Genomic DNA, 20,441 nt, shown 5'->3' on the forward strand with positions numbered 1-20,441 from the left:
CGCGAAGCGGCCCCAAGATCTTCACAGCACTATAGATTTTGGGGCCGCTTCGCGACCCTTTCGCGACACAAGGCCGCTCCTACATGGGGTCCGCGCTGGCCTTCGGGGCAGCGCAAGAATCCAGCTGTTGTGGGAGCCCCCCATGTTGAACACCCTGTTACCCATCCTGCTGTTCGCTGCCCTTGGCCTGGCGGTGCTCGGCGCCCTGCGCCGGGTGCGCATGTGGCGGCGTGGCCGAGCCTCCAAGGTCGACCTGATCGGCGGCTTGCTGGCCATGCCGCGGCGCTACCTGGTGGACCTGCACCACGTGGTCGAGCGCGACAAGTACATGTCCAAGACCCACGTGGCCACTGCGGGCGGCTTTGTACTGTCGGCGGTGCTGGCAATCTTGGTGCACGGCTTCGGCCTGCAGAGCAAGATCCTTGGCTACGCCTTGCTGGTGGCGACTGTAATCATGTTCACCGGTGCCATCTTCGTCTTCAAGCGCCGGCTCAACCCGCCATCGCGCCTGTCCAAAGGCCCATGGATGCGCCTGCCGAAAAGCCTGCTGGTGTTCGCCGCAAGCTTCTTCATCGCCACCTTGCCGGTGGCCGGCATCCTGCCCGCCAACACCGGCGGCTGGGTGATGGTCGCGGTACTTGGCCTGGGCGTGCTGTGGGGCGTGTCGGAGCTGTTCTTCGGCATGACCTGGGGCGGCCCGATGAAACACGCCTTTGCCGGGGCTCTGCACCTGGCCTGGCACCGCCGCGCCGAACGCTTCGGCGGTGGCCGTTCAACCGGCCTGAAACCGCTGGACCTGGAAGACCCGAACGCCCCGCTGGGCGTGGAAAAGCCGGTGGACTTCACCTGGAACCAGCTGTTGGGCTTCGACGCCTGCGTGCAGTGCGGCAAATGTGAGGCGGTGTGCCCGGCGTTCGCCGCCGGCCAGCCGCTGAACCCGAAAAAACTCATTCAGGACATGGTCATCGGCCTGGCCGGTGGCACCGATGCCAAGTTCGCCGGCAGCCCGTACCCTGGCAAGCCGATCGGCGAACACGGCGGTAATCCACACCAACCGATCGTCAACGGCCTGGTCGACGCCGAAACACTGTGGTCGTGCACCACCTGCCGTGCCTGCGTCGAGGAATGCCCGATGATGATCGAGCACGTCGATGCCATCGTCGACATGCGCCGCCACCTCACCCTGGAAAAGGGCGCAACCCCGAACAAGGGCGCCGAGGTGCTGGATAACCTGATCGCGACCGACAACCCGGGCGGCTTTGCCCCTGGCGGGCGGATGAACTGGGCCGCTGATCTCAACCTGAACCTGCTGTCTGACGTGAAAACCACCGAAGTGCTGTTCTGGGTCGGTGACGGCGCGTTCGACATGCGCAACCAGCGCACCCTGCGGTCGTTCGTCAAAGTGCTCAAGGCCTCGGGTGTGGACTTCGCCGTGCTCGGCCTGGAAGAGCGGGACAGCGGCGATGTGGCGCGCCGCCTGGGTGACGAAGCGACCTTCCAGCAGTTGGCCAAACGCAATATCCAGACCCTGGCCAAGTACAAGTTCCAGCGCATCGTCACTTGCGACCCGCACAGCTTCCATGTGCTGAAGAACGAGTACGGCGCGTTGGGCGGTGACTACCAGGTGCAGCACCACAGCACCTACATCGCCGAACTGATCGCAGCCAGCAAGCTCAACCTCGGCCAGCACAAGGGCGGCAGCGTCACCTATCACGACCCGTGCTACCTGGGCCGCTACAACGGCGAATACGAGGCCCCGCGGCAAGTGTTGAAGGCGCTGGGCATCGAAGTGCGCGAAATGCAGCGCTCGGGGTTCCGTTCCCGCTGCTGCGGCGGTGGCGGCGGTGCGCCGATCACCGACATCCCGGGCAAGCAACGTATCCCCGACATGCGCATGGATGACATTCGCCAGACCCAGGCCGAGCTGGTGGCGGTGGGATGCCCGCAGTGCACTGCGATGCTCGAAGGGGTGGTCGAACCGCGCCCACAGATCAAGGACCTCGCCGAGTTGGTAGCCGATGTGCTGATCGAAGAGGAAACGCCCGCGGCCCCAAAGTCGCCAACGGTAGAACGTGAACCTGCGGAGGTGCACTGATGAGCGACATCATCCGCCGCGACCCACGCGTCGAGTGGATCGCCCGTAACCGCCTGCATCCGCTGCATGCGGCGCTGCAGACGCAACAAACCCGCTGGCTGGGCCCCAATGGCCTGATGCGCAAGAACCCGCATGCCATTGCCGCCGGTTTCATTGGCCCCAATGGCCTCAAGCGCATCGACCGTAGCGGTGCTCAACAGGGCACCGCTGGCGGCGGGCGGCGTAGCGCGGCGGCCGAAGTGCAATTGCCGCTGCATCAGGTGCCAGCGCCTGCGTTCTACATCGCCGTGGTGCCCGACATGGTGGGCGGCCGCCTCAGCAGCCATGACCGTGACCTGCTCGGCCTCGCCCACAGCCTGGCCGGCAGTGACGGCGCGGTATTGGCCGTGGTGTTTGGTGAGCACAAGGAAAGCAAGTTTTCCACAGCAGGTGTCGACCGCTTGCTGGTCATCGACGGCGAACAGTTCGAAGGTTATGCGCCGGAGCAACGGGTGCAGGGCCTGCGCGCTGTGGATAACCAGTTCACGCCACGCCATTGGTTGTTGCCCGATAGCCGCACCGGGGGTGGTGAACTGGGCCGGCGCTTGGCTGCAGCCTTGGGCGAACGCCCGGCAACGCGCGTCTGGCAGGTCAAGGACGGCCAGTGCATCGGCCGTGCTGGTGCGGGTCAGCAGGACCTGCAACGCGCGGTGCCGCGCCTGATCCTGGGCGCCGCCGAATGCGCCGAACCGGTCAGCGAAACCCGGCACGAAGCATTGCCGGTGGAGTTGTCCACAGGCGTGGTGCGCACCCTGCCGCGCATCGAGGACCTTGGCTCGGTGGCCGTCGACCCGGCGACCATCGCCATGGCCGAGGCCGAATTCATCGTCTCGGGGGGCAACGGCGTCAAGGATTGGGACCTCTACCACCAGGCGACTGCTGCCCTGGGGGCAACCGAGGGTGCTTCGCGGGTGGCGGTGGACGATGGCTTCATGCCGCGTAACCGCCAGGTGGGCGCAACCGGCACCTGGGTTACCGCACGGGTCTATGTGGCTGTGGGTATCTCTGGTGCGATCCAGCACCTGCAAGGCATCGGTGCCTGCGACAAAGTGGTGGCGATCAACATGGACCCAGGCTGCGACATGATCAAACGGGCCGACCTGTCGGTGATTGGCGACAGCTCGGCGATTCTGAAGGCTTTGATCGAGGCTGTGGACAACTTCCGCAGCGGCGGCCAGCGCGATGCAGCATAGGGGCATGAGCATGAGTACTAAAGTCATCAGCCTGGTTTCCGTCGGTGCCCACCCGAGCTCCGGCCGCGCCCGCCGCGCCGAGCAGGATGCCCGTGCGGTGGAGCTGGGCTTGCAGCTGGCTGGGGATAACTTGCAGGTGGTGCATGCTGGCGACCCGCATGAAGAGGCGTTGCGTGCTTACCTGGGCATGGGCCTGGACCACCTCGATGTGCTAGAGCAGCCCGCAGGAGCCGATGTGCTGGGCGTGCTTGGGGATTACCTGCGTGATGCCGGTGCGCAGCTTGTGCTAACGGGTAGCCAGGCTGAAACCGGCGAGGGTTCGGGCATGTTGCCGTTCCTGCTGGCCGAGAAACTGGGTTGGCCGCTGATAGTCGGCCTGGCCGAAGTGGAATCGATCGACAACGGCACCGCTCAGGTCCTGCAGGCGCTGCCTCGCGGGCAGCGGCGCAGGCTGAAGGTACGTCTTCCGTTGCTGGCAACTGTGGATAACGCGGCGCCCAAACCGCGGCAGAGCGCGTTCGGTCCGGCCCGGCGCGGTGTGTTGGCGGCGCGCAATGTCGCCATCGTCGAGGATGAACTGCTGGGCGAAGCGCAGTTGCAACCAGCCCGCCCAAGGCCCAAGCGCCTGAAGGTGATCAAGGCCAAAAGCGGCGCCGACCGGATGAAGGCCGCGACGGCCAAGGCCAGTGGTGGTGGCGGTAAGGTCTTGAAAGACGTTTCTCCACAGGAAGGCGCTGAGGCGATTCTCAAGCTACTGGTGGAGGAGGGGGTGCTGCGTTGAACCAGTAGTGACCGCATCGCCGGCAAGCCGGCCACACAGAAACCCTACCGCCCTGGAGCGTAGCGCTGTACCTGTGGGAGCCGGCTTGCCGGCGATGAGGCCGGTGCAGACAAACTTTGCCCACCGAATCTGTTCGCCAAGGTGTGGATAAAGTGTTCATTCATCGCTACAGCCGCCATCTGACAAGGCCTGCAAGCATTTGAGCGAAAAATGACCAGCCTCATCGCACATGCTTTCCTCGTCCTCAGGCCCAGACGGGTTAAAGTTCCCCACAATCGCTGTTAGCGCCTCTGTGGATAATATGTTCGGCATCTGCTGTGAGCCACGTATATAAAGGCTTGCACCAATTCGATCAAAAAACGCTCAACCCGCCTTTCAATCCTCCGGATAAACGGAAATCAGAGCTTTGAGGGGGTTACCCACAGCCTGGTGGCTGAACTGTAATCAGTTGCTCACAATCTCTGTTGGTGTCTCTGTGGATAAGATGTACGGAGTCTTCTACAGCCCAACGAGCATGGGGCTTTGCTAGTTATGATCAAAAAATGATCAGTGACTCAGCTGATATTTCTGCCAGTAGGCAACCCTTCCAGCCAACGTTAGGGTAATCAAATCAGTTAAAGGCTGTGGATAACCAATGGCGGCTCATTTGTTCACAACGGATCGGCAGCTCTCCGTGTTGCCGGGTCTGCACGTCTATTCACCTTATGGCTTCATCAAAACCAGCGCGGCACCGGCGCTGGGTTTTTGTGGCCAGCATCGCGATCCGTCCACGGGCAGTTATCCGTTGGGCAACGGCCGTCGCTTCTACAATCCAATCCTGATGCGTTTCATGAAGCCCGACGCGTTCAGCCCGTTTGCCAAGGGAGGGATAAATGCCTATGGGTATTGCAGCAATGACCCTGTCAACTTTACGGATCCCAGCGGCCAATTTCTGCAATACGCCGGGCCGGTGCGCAGTATTCTGAATGGCGTAGTGAACCTGGGCGTTACGGCCTACAAGTACCTCCGGGACATGCGCATCACGAGGCGGTACTTCGCCAGCGATCCTGAGAATGCGGGAAGCCGCCAAGGTCACCTCGCGACGGGAACGATCGAAAGTGAGCTACCTAGGTTAGATTGGAAACAAAAGGTGCTTATGGGTGTGGGGGGGAGCACTGCAATGGCCAGCATTGGTACGGGGGTGGCGCGTTTGGCGGGTGCCACCTCCGATACATTGCTGTTTGCAGACTTCGTTGCTGGATCAGTCGCGACCACATCTTCAATAGTTGAAGTAGGGCAACTGGTTTCCCAGCAACTGGATGCTCGATACCCGATTGGATCTGCCGAGGGCAATTTCCATGCTGCGGCGCCAAGCCCGACACCCGAACGTGAATGGAGGTTTGCATCAGGCCCAACGCCTTCTAGGTCTCCGGTGTCCAGACGCCGCAGTATGGCGCAGATCTTTTTCATCAATGAACGGCAAAGATCCACTCGGGAGACGGCCGTGTAAGCGTGATGAAAACCCTGCATACCGGTCTGACCGCTATGCAGGGTTGGTCTTTACTGGGCCTGTACTTCCTTGAGATACGACGCCGGCTCAGCGCCCAGGTTGGCCAGCACGCGCTCGCTGTACCAATCGATGAAGTTCACCACACCAAACTCATAAGTCTTCGAGTACGGCCCTGGCTGGTACGCCGTGGAGTTGATCCCGCGCTGGTTCTCCTCGGCCAGGCGACGATCCTGGTCGTTGGTCGCATCCCACACCTTGCGCATACGTTCCGGGTCGTAATCGACACCTTCCACGGCATCCTTGTGCACCAGCCACTTGGTGGTGACCATGGTCTCCTGGGCGCTGATCGGCCATACGGTGAAGACGATCATGTGGTCGCCCATGCAGTGGTTCCACGAGTGCGGCAGGTGCAGGATGCGCATCGAGCCCAGGTCCGGGTTCTTGATACGGCCCATCAGCTTCTGGCAGGCCTGCTTGCCGTCCATGGTCATCGACACGGTGCCCTTGAGCAGCGGCATGCGCACGATGCGGTTACGCAGGCCATGGCTCTTGTGCAGGTACGGGATCTTCTCGGCTTCCCAGGCGGCGGCGGAGGCGGCCACGTGGTCCTTGAATTCCTGGCTGGCGCGCGGGTCGTTGGTGTCGTCCCACTCCAGCAGGGTTTGCAGCAGCTCCGGGTGTGAGCCGGAGCAGTGGTAGCACTCGCGGTTGTTTTCCAGCACCAGCTTCCAGTTGGCTTTTTCCATCAAGGTGGTTTGCACTGCCACCTTGGTGTTCTCCATGTCATACGGTTCCATGTAGTGGTCCAGGGTGGCCAGGAACTCGTCGATAGCAGGTGGGTTTTCCGCCAGGCTGATGAAGATGTAGCCACCGGCGACCTTTACGTTCACAGGTTTCAGGCCGTACTCCTTCATGTCGAAGTCGGCGCCCATTTCAGTACCTGCGAACAGCAGGCGGCCGTCCAGTTCATACGTCCACTGGTGGTAATGGCAGACCAGCTTCGCCACTTTGCCTTTCTCGCTGACGCACAGGCGCGAGCCGCGATGGCGGCAGACGTTGTGGAAGGCATGCACCTTACCTTCGCTACCGCGCACCACGATGATCGGGTTCTTGCCGATCTGCAGGGTGATGTAGTTGCCCTTGGCCGGGATTTCGCACGTCATGCCGGCAATCAGCCATTCCTTGTGGAAGATCTCCTGCATGTCGATCTGGAACAGACGCTCGTCGGTGTAGAACGGCTGGGGCAGCGAGTAGGTGCGCTCGCGGGTCTGCAGCATCTCGGCGGTGGCCTTGCGTGCAGGTTCCAGTGGATCGCCCAGGCTCAGGGTTGCGGTGACGTCCATCGTGTAATCCTCGGGGCCGTATGCGGCCGGCAAAAGGTGGCTAATCGTTGTTGTGGTGCCGCAAGAGCATCTGTCAAAAAACAGCAGGTTCTTTTGCCGTGGAGTGTGCGTCCGAAGACGCCGCGAACCGTATCCATGGGCGACATGGCCGATTTGAATTACGACGCCCCAGCCCTTGTAGCACGGGGCTGGTCGCGATAAGCACGCCGATGTCGCAGGCAGGAATGTGCGGCGCCTTCAGCTTGCGCATTATCGCAGCCATGAAAAGGGCCAATTGTCGGCCGCTGGAGATGAACATGTCCGATACTTTCCTCAATCCGGTCACCACCCAGACCTGGGCCAATGGCCGCCACATCGTGCGCTGCGTCAAGGTCATCCAGGAGACCTGGGACGTGCGCACCTTCTGCTTCATGGCCGACCAGCCGATCATGTTCTTCTTCAAGCCTGGGCAGTTCGTCACCCTGGAGCTGGAGATCGAAGGCAAGCCGGTGATGCGTTCCTATACCATCTCCAGTTCGCCGTCGGTGCCCTACAGCTTCTCGATCACGGTCAAGCGGGTGCCAGGTGGGCATGTGTCCAACTACCTGCACGACACCATGCACGAGGGCTTTGAAGTGCCGGTACACGGCCCGGTGGGGCTGTTCAACGCCATCGACTTCCCGGCGGGCAAGGTGCTTTACCTCTCCGGCGGTGTCGGTATCACGCCGGTGATGTCCATGGCGCGCTGGTTCTACGACACCAATGCCAATGTCGACATGGTCTTCGTGCACAGCGCCCGCTCGCCCAAAGACATCATCTACCACCGCGAACTGGAGCAGATGGCGTCACGCATCCCCAACTTCAGCCTGCACATCATTTGCGAGAAGCACGGCCTGGGTGAGCCTTGGGCGGGTTATCGCGGCTATCTGAACCAGCGGCTGATGGAGTTGATCGCGCCTGACTACATGGAGCGCACGGTGTTCTGCTGCGGCCCGACGCCATACATGACCGCGGTCAAGCGCATGCTCGAGGCTGTCGGCTTTGACATGAAGAACTACCACGAGGAGTCGTTCGGCGCGACGCCGGCAGAGGCCAAGGCCGATGCCGTGGAGCATGCCGAGCAGGCGGCCGATGCGCCGGAAGTGGACGTGTCCGAGCTCAACCTGGTGGAGTTCATCGGCAGCGACAAGAGCATCCGGGTTGCCCCGGGCGAGACCGTGCATGCGGCGGCGGCCAAGGTTGGCCTGATGATTCCCAAAGCCTGCGGCATGGGCATTTGCGGGACGTGCAAGGTGCTCAAGCTGGGCGGGGAAGTGGAGATGGAGCACAACGGCGGTATCACCGAAGAGGACGAAGCCGAGGGCTACATCCTGTCGTGCTGCAGCGTACCGAAAGGGGATGTGCGGATCGATTACTGATCCGGAAATTGCTGGGGCTGCCTTGCAGCCCAATCGCCGGCAAGCCGGCTCCCACAAGGTTCGGCAGCGCTGCTGTCAATGGCACAGCTGGCACAGATCTTTGTGGGAGGTTCGGCAGCGCTGCTGTCAATGGCACAGCTGGCACAGATCTTTGTGGGAGCCGACTTGCCGGCGATTGGGCCGCAAAGCGGCCCCGGCGATGTCAGGTACGAAAACGTGCCACCAGCCCATTCAAATCCACAGCCAGGCGCGACAGCTCGGCACTCGCCGCGCTGGTCTGGTGCGCCCCGGTTGCGCTCTGCACCGAAAGGTCATTGATATTCACCAGGTTGCGGTCCACTTCCCGCGCCACTTGGGCCTGTTCTTCCGCCGCGCTGGCGATTACCAGGTTGCGTTCATTGATCTGCGCCACTGCCCCGGCAATGGTGTCCAGCGCCATGCCGGCACCCTTGGCGATGTTCAGCGTCGACTCGGCGCGTTCGGTGCTGGTGCGCATCGATTCGACCGCCTGTTCGGTGCCGCCTTGGATGCTGCCGATCATCCGTTCGATTTCGCTGGTCGACTGCTGGGTGCGGTGGGCCAGTGCGCGCACCTCGTCTGCCACCACGGCAAAGCCACGGCCTGCTTCACCCGCGCGGGCTGCCTCGATCGCGGCGTTGAGCGCCAGCAGGTTGGTCTGGTCGGCCAAGCCACGGATGACATCCAGTACCTTGCCGATGTCGCGCGACTGTTCGGCCAAGTGGGTGATCAGTTTGGCAGTAGCCTGCACATCACCGCTCATCCGCTCGATGGCACCCACGGTTTCCAGCACCAGGTCACGGCCGTCGCCGGTCGAGCGGCTGGCTTCGCTGGAGGCTTCTGAGGTGCTTACAGCGTTACGTGCCACTTCCTCGACGGCACTGGTCATTTCGGTCACCGCCGTTGCGGCCTGCTCGATTTCGTTGTTCTGCTGTTGCAGGCCACGCGCGCTCTCGTCGGTAACGGCGTTCAGCTCTTCTGCGGCCGACGCCAGCTGGGTAGCGGAGCCAGCAATCAGCTGCAGGGTGTCGCGCAATTTTTCCTGCATGCGCGCCATCGCGCGCAGCAGGCGCGCGGCCTCATCGGTGCCTTCGGCGCGGATGGTATGGGTCAGGTCACCGTCGGCAATCTGCTCGGCGGCTTTGAGGGCTTCGTCGATGGGCTTGACGATGCTGCGGGTCAGCAGCAACGCGCAGAGGAAGGTCAGCACGGCTGCGGCAATCAGCAGGCCGATCACCAACGCGAAGGCCGCGGCATACTGATTGGCAGCGGTTTCGTTGGTTGCGCGCGTCTGTTCTGTGTTGATGCGCACCAAGGTGTTCATGACTTTGTTGATCTGCTCGGAGTTGGCCAACAGGTCGCGGTTGAGCAGGCCACGCAGTTCGTCGGTGCGGTTGGCCTGGCTCATGCTGCGCATGCGTGCTTCCAGTTGGCGGTACTGGTTGAGCAGTTCGGTGTACTGGTCGAAGGCGGCCTGTTCGTCAGCCGCGCTGATCAGTGGCAGGTAGGCCTGGCGAGCACGGTCGATCTCGGCGTTGCGCTGGTCCAGCAGGTTGAAGGTGTCGCGCTGGACTTCCGGTTCGCGGTTGAGCAGCAAGCGGTAGGAGAGGGTGCGCAGGCGCAGGTTGAGCGAGGTCAGTTCGTCCAGGGTCTTGATACTGGGCACGCTGATGTTTTCGATGGCAAGGCCCGCCTGGCGGATGTTGCCCATCTGCATGAGCGAGAAGACACCAAGGCCGAGCATGAGCAAGCCGATCAGGGCGAACCCGAGCAAGGCGCGCGGGGCGATATTCATGTTGCGTAGGGACATGGAAGGAGGAATCCAGGCAGAGAAGTGGACGCGTTCCATGCGACGAAATATGACTTACCTGGCTATCGGTCGTGACCGGCCAGTCTTGAGCGTGAACGGCGAAAGTTGTGAGCCAGCTATCCATTTACCTGACCGGCGGTTGACCCAGGTCGGAACAAGGGGCCCGATACCCTGTCAATCTGCGGGTTAGAAACCTTGAGAATCCGATATTTAATGGCGATGGCTCACACTTTTCTTTATCGTGTGCGCCCTTTGCAACAACCCGAGATAGACCCCATGCTGGAAGCCTCCCTGAATCAACTCGAGCAACTGGTCAGCGACCTGATGCAGAAAAACGCTCAACTCACCGAGCAGAACACCACCCTTGGCCAGGAACTGGCCCAGGCCAAGGAAGAGAACGAAACCCTGCAGCTGTCGCTGATGGAGCAGGAAGAGAAGCACGGCGCCACCGCCGCGCGCATCCAGGCGTTGGTTGAGCGCGCCAGTGCAGGTGTTGTCGGCGCATGAGACTGCAAGCGCAGCCGGTCAATGTCGTGTCGATCCTCGGCAACGACTATTCGATCAAGGCGCCCGAAGGCCAGGAAGAAACCCTGGCGCAGGCGGTGCGCATGCTCAACACCGCCCTTGCCGAAACCAAACGTTCGTACCCGACCCTGATCGGCGACAAGCTGCTGGTGCTGGCCGCCCTGAATCTGTGTTCCAAGCAGGTTGAACTGCAGAAGGAACATCAGCAGACCCTGGAGCGTACCCAGGCGCAGATCGACGCCACGGTGGACGCGATCGTTCGGACCATCGCCGAACAGTAAGAGCCACCTTGAACGCTGTGGGGACGGGCTTGCCTGCCCCACCGCGCCTTCATCCTTGTTGCAGATCACTGGTACAACTGGATACCTGAGTGTATACACTTTCCCCCAAACAAAAATTCCTGGGGAGGAAGGGGCATGGGTATCTGGCGTCGAAGTATCCAGTGGCAGTTGATCGCGAGCATGGGCGCGGCCCTGCTGGCGAGCATCCTGGTGGTCGTGATCATTTTCACCGTGGCGCTCAACCGCCTCACCGATCGCTACCTGGTGGACACGGCGCTGCCGGCCAGCATCGAAGCCATCCGCAACGATATCGAGCGAATGCTTGGCCAGCCGCTGGTAGCCGCAGCCGACATCGCCGGCAACACGCTGCTGCGTGATTGGCTGGCAGATGGTGAAGACGCTGGCGAACTGCCGCGCTTTGTCGAATACCTGCAGGCCGCCAAGCAGCGCAACCAAGCCTTCACCACACTCTTCGCCTCGACCGAGACCGGCCACTACTACAACGAGAATGGCCTGGACCGCACCCTCAGCCGCGACAACCCCAAAGACAAGTGGTTTTACGGCTACATCGACAGCGGCGCCGAGCGCCTGATCAATATCGACATCGATGGTGCCACTGGCGAGCTGGCGCTGTTCATCGACTACCGCGTGGAAAAGGACGGCAAGCTGGTCGGTGTGGCCGGCATGGGCCTGCGCATGACCGAGCTGTCGAAACTGATCCACGACTTCAGCTTTGGCGAGCACGGCAAGGTGTTTCTGGTACGCAACGATGGCTTGATCCAGGTGCATCCGGACAATGCCTTCAGCGGCAAGCGACAGCTCGCGCAGCAGCTTGATGAAAAGGCCGCCAAGGCGGTGATCAGTGGTGAGCCGGGTTTGCGCACCAGCCGTTTCCAGCGTGATGGCGAAGACTATCTGGCCTTGGGCTTGCCCTTGCGCGACCTGAACTGGACCTTGGTTGCCGAGGTGCCGGAGGCAGAGATCTATGCGCAGATGCGTCAGGCGCTGTGGCTTACCACGTTGATCGGTGGGGGGGTGGCGCTGCTCTCGTTGTTGCTGGTGGTGCTGCTGGCGCGGGGGCTGGTGCGGCCTATTCGCCGTGTGACCGCCGCGTTGGTGCAGATTGGCAGCGGTGCCGGTGACCTCAGCCATCGCCTGGACGATTCGCGTCAGGACGAACTGGGCGATCTGGCACGCGGCTTCAACCGTTTTCTCGACAGCCAGCGCGGGCTGATCGGCGAGGTGCTGCGCACCACCGAGCGCTTGCATCGGGCGGTCGAACAGGTGACTCAGGTAGTGGACAACACGGCCGAACGTTCCGGACGGCAGCAGGAAATGACCGAAATGGTTGCCACCGCCGTGCACGAAATGGGGCTGACCGTGCAGGACATTGCGCGCAACGCCGGCGATGCTGCGCAGGCTTCGCAGTCAGCGCGCGAGGAAGCCTTGCAGGCGCGTGAGGTGGTGCGCCGGTCGATCCAGGGTATCGAGGGCATGTCGGGTGACATCGGCAAGGCTGCGGATGCGGTGGCGCAACTGGCCGACGAGGTCGCCTCTATCGATGAAGTCTTGGCGGTGATCCGCAGCATTTCCGAACAGACCAACCTGCTGGCGCTCAATGCTGCCATCGAGGCGGCGCGGGCAGGGGAGATGGGGCGCGGCTTTGCCGTGGTGGCCGATGAGGTGCGGACGCTGGCGCGGCGTACCCAGGTGTCCACGGATGAAGTTCAGCAGATGATCCAGCGCCTCAAGCACGGGGCAGGTTCGGCGGTCACGTCGATGCAGGCGGGGCAGCAGGCGACGGGCAGTGGCGTGGAGTCGAGCCAGCGAACCGGGGCCTCGTTGGGGGCGATTACCGACCAGGTCGAGCACATCAGCGACATGAACCATCAGGTGGCCACGGCGACGGAAGAGCAGTCGGCGGTGACCGAGGAGATCAACCGGACGGTGCAGGGGATTTCTGACCTGGCCAGGGAAACGGCGGCGGAAGTGCAGGGGTGTCGCGAGGAGTGCCAGGCGTTGCGTGGGCTGGCCGATGATCTTGCGCGGCAGATGGGCGGGTTCAAACTTTAGATCGCTGGGGCCGCTTTGCGGCCCATTCGCGACACAAGGCCGCTCCTACAGACGATTGGAGCGGCCTTGCGTCGCGAAAGGAGGGCAAAGCCCTCCCGGCAAGCTGTCAGGCGATGATGATGTTGCGAATATCCGCCGCCAGCTCGCGCACGCGTGCCTCTTCGGTATCCCAGGAGCACATGAACCGCGCCCCGCCACTGCCAATGAAGGTGTAGAACCGCCAGCCCTTGCCACGCAGTGCTTCCAGCGCCGGCTCCGGCATCTGCAGGAACACCCCGTTGGCCTCCACCGGGAACATCAGCTCCACCCCCGGCAGGTCACTCACCAACGAGGCCAGCAACTGCGCGCAATGGTTGGCGTGGTTGCCATGGCGCAGCCAGGCGCCGTCTTCCAGCAGCCCGACCCAGGGCGCCGACAGGAAGCGCATCTTCGAGGCCAGTTGCCCGGCCTGCTTGCAGCGGTAGTCGAAGTCTTCGGCCAGGTCGCGGTTGAAGAACAGGATCGCTTCACCCACCGCCATGCCGTTCTTGGTGCCGCCAAAGCACAGCACATCCACGCCCGCCTTCCAGGTCAGCTCGGCCGGGCTGCAGCCAAGGAATGCGCAGGCATTGGTGAACCGCGCGCCGTCCATGTGCAGGTTCAGGCCCAGCTCCTTGCAGGTGGCGCTGATCGCCTTGAGCTCATCGGGGCGGTACACGGTGCCCACTTCGGTGGCCTGGGTGAGGGTCACCACACGCGGCTTGGGGTAGTGGATGTCCTGGCGCTTGAGCGCCACTTCACGGATCGATTGCGGCGTCAGCTTGCCGTTGACGCTGGGCGCGGTGAGCAGCTTGGAGCCGTTGGAGAAAAACTCCGGCGCGCCGCATTCGTCGGTCTCGACGTGGGCGGTCTCGGAGCAGATCACGCTGTGGTAGCTCTGGCACAGCGAGGCCAGGGCCAGCGAATTGGCGGCGGTGCCGTTGAAGGCGAAAAACACTTCGCAGTCGGTTTCGAACAGCTCGCGGAAGTACTGGGCGGCACGCTCGGTCCACTGGTCGTCGCCGTAGGCGCGGTCGTGGCCCATGTTGGCCTTTTCCATCGCCGCCCAGGCTTCGGGGCAGATACCGGAATAATTGTCGCTGGCGAATTGTTGGCTTTTATCTGTCATGACACGGTCCTGTGAACAACGCAGAACAGCACTCTAAACCATCGATTCAGCGGTTGCCTATGTAGGAGCGGCCTTGCGTCGCGAACGGGTCGCGATGCGACCCCAGCCATTGCTTAAGCGCTGCTGAAGCTTGGGGCCGCTGCGCGACCCGTTCGCGACGCAAGGCCGCTCTTACAGGGATTTGAGCAACCGACGGACGAATGTCGTAAACGCGCCATTGCAAGGCGTGCGCAGGCATCTGACCCACCCCGGCCAGTCATACCATCGCCATAAAGGGCCACAGTGCCTTACAGACAAGAAACGATCGCTGCCGGGAGAACCACGATGTTCAGCAAGCAAGACCAGATCCAGGGTTACGACGACGCACTGCTGGCGGCGATGAATGCCGAAGAACAGCGCCAGGAAGATCACATCGAGCTGATCGCCTCGGAGAACTACACCAGCAAGCGCGTCATGCAGGCCCAAGGCAGCGGCCTGACCAACAAGTACGCCGAAGGCTACCCGGGCAAGCGCTACTACGGTGGCTGCGAGCACGTAGACAAGGTCGAAGCGCTGGCCATCGAGCGCGCCAAGCAGCTGTTCGGCGCCGACTACGCCAACGTTCAGCCACACTCCGGCTCTTCGGCCAACAGCGCCGTGTACCTGGCCCTGCTGCAGGCCGGTGACACCATCCTGGGCATGAGCCTGGCCCACGGCGGCCACCTGACCCACGGCGCCAAAGTGTCGTCCTCGGGCAAGCTCTACAACGCCGTGCAGTACGGCATCAACACCGACACTGGCCTGATCGACTACGACGAAGTCGAGCGCCTGGCCGTCGAGCACAAGCCGAAGATGATCGTTGCCGGCTTCTCGGCCTATTCCAAGACCCTCGACTTCCCGCGTTTTCGCGCCATCGCCGACAAGGTCGGTGCGCTGCTGTTCGTCGACATGGCCCACGTTGCCGGCCTGGTTGCCGCTGGCCTGTACCCGAACCCGATCCCGTTCGCCGACGTGGTGACCACCACCACCCACAAGACCCTGCGCGGCCCACGTGGCGGCCTGATCCTGGCCAAGTCGAACGAAGAGATCGAGAAAAAGCTCAACGCCGCCGTCTTCCCCGGCGCCCAGGGCGGCCCGCTGATGCACGTCATCGCCGCCAAGGCTGTGTGCTTCAAGGAAGCTCAGGAGCCTGAGTTCAAGAGCTACCAGAAGCAGGTGATCGACAACGCCCAGGCCATGGCCCAGGTGTTCATCGACCGCGGCTACGACGTGGTCTCCGGCGGTACCGACAACCACCTGTTCCTGGTCAGCCTGATCCGCCAGGGCCTGACCGGCAAAGATGCCGACGCTGCCCTGGGCCGCGCGCACATCACCGTCAACAAGAACGCCGTGCCGAACGACCCGCAGTCGCCGTTCGTCACCTCCGGCCTGCGCATCGGCACCCCGGCTGTCACCACCCGCGGCTTCAAGGTCGCCCAGTGTGTGGCCCTGGCCGGCTGGATCTGCGACATCCTCGACAACCTCGGTGACGCTGACGTCGAAGCCGATGTGGCGAAGAACGTTGCGGCCCTGTGCGCCGACTTCCCTGTTTACCGCTGAGTGGAGTAAACGACCATGCAACGCTACTCGGGCTTCGGCCTCTTCAAACACTCCCTCAGCCACCACGAGAACTGGCAGCGCATGTGGCGCACGCCGACCCCTAAAAAGGTCTACGACGTGGTCATCGTCGGCGGTGGCGGCCATGGCCTGGCCACGGCCTACTACCTGGCCAAGGAACACGGCATCACCAATGTCGCGGTGGTCGAGAAAGGTTACCTGGGCGGCGGCAACACCGCCCGTAACACCACCATCGTGCGTTCCAACTACCTGTGGGACGAGTCGGCGCAGCTGTACGAGCACGCCATGAAGCTGTGGGAGGGCCTGTCCCAGGACATCAACTACAACGTGATGTTCTCCCAGCGCGGCGTCTACAACCTGTGCCACACCCTGCAGGACATTCGTGACTCCGAGCGCCGCGTCAGCGCCAACCGCCTCAACGGCGTCGATGGCGAACTGCTGAACACTGCCCAGGTCGCGGCCGAGATCCCGTACCTGGACTGCTCGAAGAACACCCGTTACCCGATCCTCGGCGCTACCGTTCAGCGCCGTGGTGGCGTCGCCCGTCACGACGCCGTGGCCTGGGGTTACGCCCGTGCCGCCGACGCCCTGGGCGTGGACCTGATCCAGCAGACCGAAGTGATCGGTTTCCGTAAGGAAAACGGTGCAGTGATCGGTGTGGAAACCAACAAAGGTTTCATCGGCGCCAAGCGCGTCGGCGTGGTCACTGCCGGTAACTCCGGGCACATGGCCAGGCTGGCCGGCTTCCGCCTGCCGCTGGAATCGCACCCGCTGCAAGCACTGGTGTCCGAGCCGATCAAGCCGATCATCGACAGCGTGATCATGTCCAACGCCGTGCACGGCTACATCAGCCAGTCCGACAAGGGCGACCTGGTGATCGGCGCCGGTATCGACGGCTGGGTCGGCTACGGCCAGCGCGGTTCGTACCCGGTGATCGAGCACACCCTGCAGGCCATCGTCGAGATGTTCCCCAACCTCTCGCGCGTACGCATGAACCGCCAGTGGGGCGGCATCGTCGACACCTCGCCGGACGCCTGCCCGATCATCTCCAAAACCCCGGTCAAGAACATGTTCTTCAACTGCGGCTGGGGCACCGGCGGCTTCAAGGCGACCCCGGGCTCGGGCAACGTCTTCGCCGCAAGCCTGGCCAAAGGCGAGATGCACCCGCTGGCTGCGCCGTTTTCCATGGACCGTTTCTACAACGGCGCACTGATCGACGAACACGGCGCCGCCGCCGTCGCCCACTAACCGGAGACACCGTCATGTTGCATATTTTCTGTCCCCACTGCGGCGAGCTGCGCTCCGAAGAAGAGTTCCACGCCTCTGGCCAGGCGCACATCGCCCGCCCGCTGGACCCCAACGCCTGCTCCGACGAAGAGTGGGGCACCTACATGTTCTTCCGCGACAACCCGCGCGGTATTCACCATGAACTGTGGGACCACGTTGCCGGCTGCCGTCAGTACTTCAACGTCACCCGCGACACCGTGACCTACGAAATTCTGGAAACCTACAAGATCGGCGAGAAACCGCAGGTGACCGCAGGCGGCAAGCAAAGCAGCGCACCGTCGACCGCCAAAGGCCAAGGGGAAAAAGTATGAGCCAGACCTATCGCCTCGCCAGCGGCGGCCGTATCGACCGCAGCAAGGTCCTGAACTTCACCTTCAACGGCAAGACCTACCAGGGTTATGCCGGTGACAGCCTGGCCGCCGCGCTGCTGGCCAACGGCGTCGACATCGTTGGCCGTAGCTTCAAGTACTCGCGCCCACGCGGCATCATCGCCGCCGGTACCGAAGAGCCGAACGCCATCTTGCAGATCGGCTCCAGCGAAGCCACGCAGATCCCCAACGTGCGCGCTACCCAGCAGGCGCTGTACGCAGGCCTTGTCGCCACCAGCACCAACGGCTGGCCGAACGTCAACAACGACGTCATGGGCATCCTCGGCAAGGTCGGCGGCAGCATGATGCCGCCGGGCTTCTACTACAAAACCTTCATGTACCCGAAATCGTTCTGGATGACTTACGAGAAGTACATCCGTAAGGCGGCAGGCCTTGGCCGTGCGCCGCTGCAGAACGACCCGGACAGTTACGACTACATGAACCAGCACTGCGACGTGCTGATCGTCGGTGCCGGCCCTGCAGGCCTGGCCGCAGCCCTGGCCGCTGCGCGCAGCGGTGCCCGGGTGATCCTGGCCGACGAACAGGAAGAGTTCGGTGGCAGCCTGCTCGACAGCCGCGAGACCCTCGACGGCAAACCGGCCGCTGACTGGGTCAACGCCGTGGTCAAAGAGCTGGAAAGCCTGCCGGAAGTGACCCTGCTGCCACGCGCCACGGTCAACGGTTACCACGACCACAACTTCCTGACCATTCACGAGCGCCTTACCGACCACCTCGGTGACCGCGCCCCGATCGGCCAGGTTCGCCACCGTGTGCACCGTGTACGTGCCAAGCGCGTTGTACTGGCCGCCGGCGCCCACGAGCGCCCGCTGGTGTACGGCAACAACGACGTGCCGGGCAACATGCTGGCCGGTGCTGTCTCCACTTATGTGCGCCGCTACGGCGTGGCGCCGGGCCGCAAGCTGGTGCTGTCGACCAACAACGACCATGCCTACCGCGCTGCGCTGGACTGGCATGACGCTGGCCTGCAGGTCGTCGCCATCGCCGACGCCCGCCACAACCCCCGTGGTTCGCTGGTTGAGGAAGCCCGTGCCAAAGGCATCCGCATCCTCACTTCCAGCGCTGTGATCGAGGCCAAAGGCAGCAAGCATGTCACCGGTGCCCGCGTGGCGGCCATCGATGTGCAGGCACACAAGGTCACCAGCCCAGGCGAAACCCTCGAATGCGACCTGATCGCAACCTCCGGCGGCTACAGCCCGATCGTCCACCTGGCCTCGCACTTGGGCGGTCGCCCGGTATGGCGTGACGATATCCTTGGCTTCGTGCCCGGCGATGCGCCGCAGAAGCGCGTGTGCGTGGGTGGCATCAACGGCGTGTATGCACTGGGCGATGTGATTGCCGATGGTTTCGAAGGCGGCGTGCGCGCAGCCACCGAAGCCGGCTTCAAGGCTACCACCGGCACGCTGCCAAAGACCGTTGCACGCAAGGAAGAGGCCACCGTGGCGCTGTTCCAGGTGCCGCACGACAAGGGCAGCAAGGGGCCGAAGCAGTTCGTCGACCAGCAGAACGATGTGACCGCCGCCGGTATCGAACTGGCCACCCGCGAAGGCTTCGAGTCGGTCGAGCACGTCAAGCGCTATACCGCGCTGGGCTTCGGTACCGACCAAGGCAAACTGGGCAACATCAACGGCCTGGCCATCGCCGCCCGTTCGATCGGTATCACCATTCCGGAAATGGGCACCACCATGTTCCGCCCCAACTACACGCCGGTTACCTTCGGTGCGGTAGCGGGCCGTCACTGTGGCCACCTGTTCGAGCCCGTGCGCTTCACTGCCCTGCATGCCTGGCACGTGAAGAACGGCGCCGAGTTCGAAGACGTCGGCCAATGGAAGCGCCCTTGGTACTTCCCCAAGGCCGGTGAAGACATCCACGCTGCCGTGGCCCGTGAGTGCAAGGCCGTGCGCGACAGCGTGGGCCTGCTCGACGCCTCGACCCTGGGCAAGATCGATATCCAGGGCCCGGATGCCCGCGAGTTCCTCAACCGCATCTACAGCAACGCCTGGACCAAGCTCGATGTGGGCAAGGCCCGTTATGGCCTGATGTGCAAAGAAGACGGCATGGTCTTCGACGACGGCGTGACCGCCTGTGTCGGCGACAACCACTTCTACATGACCACCACTACCGGCGGCGCCGCACGCGTGCTGCAGTGGCTGGAGCTGTACCACCAGACCGAATGGCCAGAGATGAAGGTGTATTTCACCTCGGTTACCGACCACTGGGCCACGCTGACCCTGTCTGGCCCCAACAGCCGCAAGCTGCTCAGCGAGCTGACCGACGACATCGACCTGGACAAGGACGCGTTCCCGTTCATGACCTGGAAGGAAGGCACTGTCGGTGGCGTACCGGCCCGTGTGTTCCGTATTTCGTTCACCGGTGAGCTGTCGTACGAAGTCAACGTGCAGGCCAACTACGCCATGGGCGTGCTGGAAAAAGTCATCGAAGCCGGCAAGAAGTACAACCTGACCCCGTACGGCACCGAAACCATGCACGTGCTGCGTGCCGAGAAGGGCTTCATCATCGTAGGCCAGGACACCGACGGCTCGATGACCCCGGACGACCTCAACATGAGCTGGTGCGTGGGCCGCAACAAGCCGTTCTCGTGGATCGGCCTGCGTGGCATGAACCGCGAGGACTGTGTGCGGGAAAACCGCAAGCAACTGGTGGGCCTCAAGCCTGTGGACCCGACCAAGTGGCTGCCCGAAGGCGCCCAGTTGGTGTTCGACCCCAAGCAGCCGATCCCGATGGACATGGTCGGCCACGTCACCTCCAGCTACGCGGCCAACTCCCTGGGTTATTCGTTTGCCATGGGTGTGGTCAAAGGCGGCCTGAAACGCATGGGCGAGCGCGTTTATTCGCCGCAGGCCGATGGCAGCGTGATCGAGGCAGAAATCGTGTCTTCGGTGTTCTTCGACCCGAAGGGTGAGCGGCAGAACGTTTGACTCCGGGCCCTGTGACGAGCCGGCTGGCCCAATCGCCGGCAA

General features: G+C 62.9%; 15 protein-coding genes and 1 pseudogene. 13 read left to right on the forward strand and 3 right to left on the reverse strand.

Features of this window, described 5'->3' with window-relative positions; genetic code table 11:
* Positions 1 to 142 precede the first annotated feature (142 nt).
* The 4 genes from dgcB to BLX42_RS03275 all read left to right on the forward strand — a co-directional run bounded on the left by dgcB (position 143) and on the right by BLX42_RS03275 (position 5,597).
* Positions 143 to 2,095 (forward strand): dimethylglycine demethylation protein DgcB, encoded by a 1,953-nt coding sequence (gene dgcB, locus BLX42_RS03260; protein ID WP_046787506.1) that lies wholly within the window; start codon positions 143 to 145, stop codon positions 2,093 to 2,095.
* Positions 2,095 to 3,327, forward strand: coding sequence for an electron transfer flavoprotein subunit alpha/FixB family protein (locus BLX42_RS03265; RefSeq protein WP_161871138.1), 1,233 nt, complete (start codon positions 2,095 to 2,097; stop codon positions 3,325 to 3,327). Before dgcB ends, BLX42_RS03265 begins: the two co-directional genes overlap by 1 nt.
* Before the next feature lie 10 nt (positions 3,328 to 3,337).
* Positions 3,338 to 4,108: an electron transfer flavoprotein subunit beta gene (locus tag BLX42_RS03270; protein WP_046787599.1), complete on the forward strand. Its 771-nt coding sequence runs from the start codon at positions 3,338 to 3,340 to the stop codon at positions 4,106 to 4,108.
* A 634-nt stretch (positions 4,109 to 4,742) separates the two neighbouring features.
* Entirely contained in the window at positions 4,743 to 5,597 is an 855-nt protein-coding gene (locus tag BLX42_RS03275) for an RHS repeat-associated core domain-containing protein (RefSeq protein ID WP_161871139.1), read from the forward strand.
* Positions 5,598 to 5,647: 50 nt separating this feature from the next.
* On the opposite strand, the gene gbcA is transcribed toward BLX42_RS03275, so the two are convergent.
* A complete protein-coding gene (gene gbcA, locus BLX42_RS03280; RefSeq protein WP_161871140.1) occupies positions 5,648 to 6,940 on the reverse strand; it encodes a glycine-betaine demethylase subunit GbcA in 1,293 nt (430 codons plus the stop codon).
* Positions 6,941 to 7,236: 296 nt separating this feature from the next.
* On the opposite strand from gbcA, the gene gbcB reads away from it, so the two are divergent.
* Entirely contained in the window at positions 7,237 to 8,337 is a 1,101-nt protein-coding gene (gene gbcB, locus BLX42_RS03285) for a glycine-betaine demethylase subunit GbcB (RefSeq protein WP_046787600.1), read from the forward strand.
* A 202-nt stretch (positions 8,338 to 8,539) separates the two neighbouring features.
* Here gbcB and BLX42_RS03290 read toward each other — a convergent pair whose 3' ends face one another.
* A complete protein-coding gene (locus BLX42_RS03290) occupies positions 8,540 to 10,165 on the reverse strand; it encodes a methyl-accepting chemotaxis protein (RefSeq protein ID WP_046787509.1) in 1,626 nt (541 codons plus the stop codon).
* A 276-nt stretch (positions 10,166 to 10,441) separates the two neighbouring features.
* On the opposite strand from BLX42_RS03290, the gene BLX42_RS03295 reads away from it, so the two are divergent.
* The 4 genes and pseudogenes from BLX42_RS03295 to BLX42_RS27140 all read left to right on the forward strand — a co-directional run bounded on the left by BLX42_RS03295 (position 10,442) and on the right by BLX42_RS27140 (position 13,044).
* A complete protein-coding gene (locus BLX42_RS03295) occupies positions 10,442 to 10,672 on the forward strand; it encodes a hypothetical protein (RefSeq protein WP_012316647.1) in 231 nt (76 codons plus the stop codon).
* On the forward strand, positions 10,669 to 10,971 hold the full coding sequence (locus BLX42_RS03300) for a cell division protein ZapA (RefSeq protein ID WP_012316646.1): 303 nt from the start codon (positions 10,669 to 10,671) through the stop codon (positions 10,969 to 10,971). Before BLX42_RS03295 ends, BLX42_RS03300 begins: the two co-directional genes overlap by 4 nt.
* Before the next feature lie 180 nt (positions 10,972 to 11,151).
* Positions 11,152 to 12,180, forward strand: a pseudogene (locus BLX42_RS27135) (cache domain-containing protein); the annotation flags it as partial.
* 135 nt (positions 12,181 to 12,315) lie between these two features.
* Positions 12,316 to 13,044: a methyl-accepting chemotaxis protein gene (locus BLX42_RS27140; protein ID WP_371316863.1), complete on the forward strand. Its 729-nt coding sequence runs from the start codon at positions 12,316 to 12,318 to the stop codon at positions 13,042 to 13,044.
* A 106-nt stretch (positions 13,045 to 13,150) separates the two neighbouring features.
* Here BLX42_RS27140 and BLX42_RS03310 read toward each other — a convergent pair whose 3' ends face one another.
* Positions 13,151 to 14,191 carry a low specificity L-threonine aldolase gene (locus BLX42_RS03310; protein ID WP_161871141.1) on the reverse strand — a complete coding sequence of 347 codons (1,041 nt, stop codon included), beginning with the start codon at positions 14,189 to 14,191 and terminating at the stop codon, positions 13,151 to 13,153.
* 324 nt (positions 14,192 to 14,515) lie between these two features.
* Between BLX42_RS03310 and BLX42_RS03315 the strand changes: the two genes are divergently transcribed.
* From BLX42_RS03315 to BLX42_RS03330, 4 genes are read left to right on the forward strand one after another with little or no spacing between them, the layout of a single operon-like run.
* Entirely contained in the window at positions 14,516 to 15,769 is a 1,254-nt protein-coding gene (locus tag BLX42_RS03315) for a serine hydroxymethyltransferase (protein WP_046787512.1), read from the forward strand.
* Between the two features lie 15 nt (positions 15,770 to 15,784).
* Positions 15,785 to 17,035, forward strand: coding sequence for a sarcosine oxidase subunit beta family protein (locus tag BLX42_RS03320; RefSeq protein WP_012316642.1), 1,251 nt, complete (start codon positions 15,785 to 15,787; stop codon positions 17,033 to 17,035).
* 14 nt (positions 17,036 to 17,049) lie between these two features.
* Positions 17,050 to 17,385 carry a sarcosine oxidase subunit delta gene (locus BLX42_RS03325; RefSeq protein WP_046787513.1) on the forward strand — a complete coding sequence of 112 codons (336 nt, stop codon included), beginning with the start codon at positions 17,050 to 17,052 and terminating at the stop codon, positions 17,383 to 17,385.
* Positions 17,382 to 20,399, forward strand: coding sequence for a sarcosine oxidase subunit alpha (locus BLX42_RS03330; protein WP_119687904.1), 3,018 nt, complete (start codon positions 17,382 to 17,384; stop codon positions 20,397 to 20,399). Before BLX42_RS03325 ends, BLX42_RS03330 begins: the two co-directional genes overlap by 4 nt.
* Positions 20,400 to 20,441 lie beyond the last annotated feature (42 nt).

The organism is Pseudomonas sp. SG-MS2 (assembly GCF_009933855.1).
In the GTDB taxonomy this organism is placed as follows: Bacteria; Pseudomonadota; Gammaproteobacteria; order Pseudomonadales; family Pseudomonadaceae; genus Aquipseudomonas; species Aquipseudomonas putida_E.

What these genes read in the sequence shown, in the direction of transcription:
- dgcB (WP_046787506.1), top strand. Translation starts at nt 143, where the DNA reads ATGTTGAACACCCTGTTACCCATCCTGCTGTTCGCTGCCCTTGGCCTG.
- BLX42_RS03265 (WP_161871138.1), top strand. Translation starts at nt 2,095, where the DNA reads ATGAGCGACATCATCCGCCGCGACCCACGCGTCGAGTGGATCGCCCGT.
- BLX42_RS03270 (WP_046787599.1), top strand. Translation starts at nt 3,338, where the DNA reads ATGAGTACTAAAGTCATCAGCCTGGTTTCCGTCGGTGCCCACCCGAGC.
- BLX42_RS03275 (WP_161871139.1), top strand. Translation starts at nt 4,743, where the DNA reads ATGGCGGCTCATTTGTTCACAACGGATCGGCAGCTCTCCGTGTTGCCG.
- gbcA (WP_161871140.1), bottom strand. Translation starts at nt 6,940, where the DNA reads ATGGACGTCACCGCAACCCTGAGCCTGGGCGATCCACTGGAACCTGCA.
- gbcB (WP_046787600.1), top strand. Translation starts at nt 7,237, where the DNA reads ATGTCCGATACTTTCCTCAATCCGGTCACCACCCAGACCTGGGCCAAT.
- BLX42_RS03290 (WP_046787509.1), bottom strand. Translation starts at nt 10,165, where the DNA reads ATGTCCCTACGCAACATGAATATCGCCCCGCGCGCCTTGCTCGGGTTC.
- BLX42_RS03295 (WP_012316647.1), top strand. Translation starts at nt 10,442, where the DNA reads ATGCTGGAAGCCTCCCTGAATCAACTCGAGCAACTGGTCAGCGACCTG.
- BLX42_RS03300 (WP_012316646.1), top strand. Translation starts at nt 10,669, where the DNA reads ATGAGACTGCAAGCGCAGCCGGTCAATGTCGTGTCGATCCTCGGCAAC.
- BLX42_RS27140 (WP_371316863.1), top strand. Translation starts at nt 12,316, where the DNA reads ATGGTTGCCACCGCCGTGCACGAAATGGGGCTGACCGTGCAGGACATT.
- BLX42_RS03310 (WP_161871141.1), bottom strand. Translation starts at nt 14,191, where the DNA reads ATGACAGATAAAAGCCAACAATTCGCCAGCGACAATTATTCCGGTATC.
- BLX42_RS03315 (WP_046787512.1), top strand. Translation starts at nt 14,516, where the DNA reads ATGTTCAGCAAGCAAGACCAGATCCAGGGTTACGACGACGCACTGCTG.
- BLX42_RS03320 (WP_012316642.1), top strand. Translation starts at nt 15,785, where the DNA reads ATGCAACGCTACTCGGGCTTCGGCCTCTTCAAACACTCCCTCAGCCAC.
- BLX42_RS03325 (WP_046787513.1), top strand. Translation starts at nt 17,050, where the DNA reads ATGTTGCATATTTTCTGTCCCCACTGCGGCGAGCTGCGCTCCGAAGAA.
- BLX42_RS03330 (WP_119687904.1), top strand. Translation starts at nt 17,382, where the DNA reads ATGAGCCAGACCTATCGCCTCGCCAGCGGCGGCCGTATCGACCGCAGC.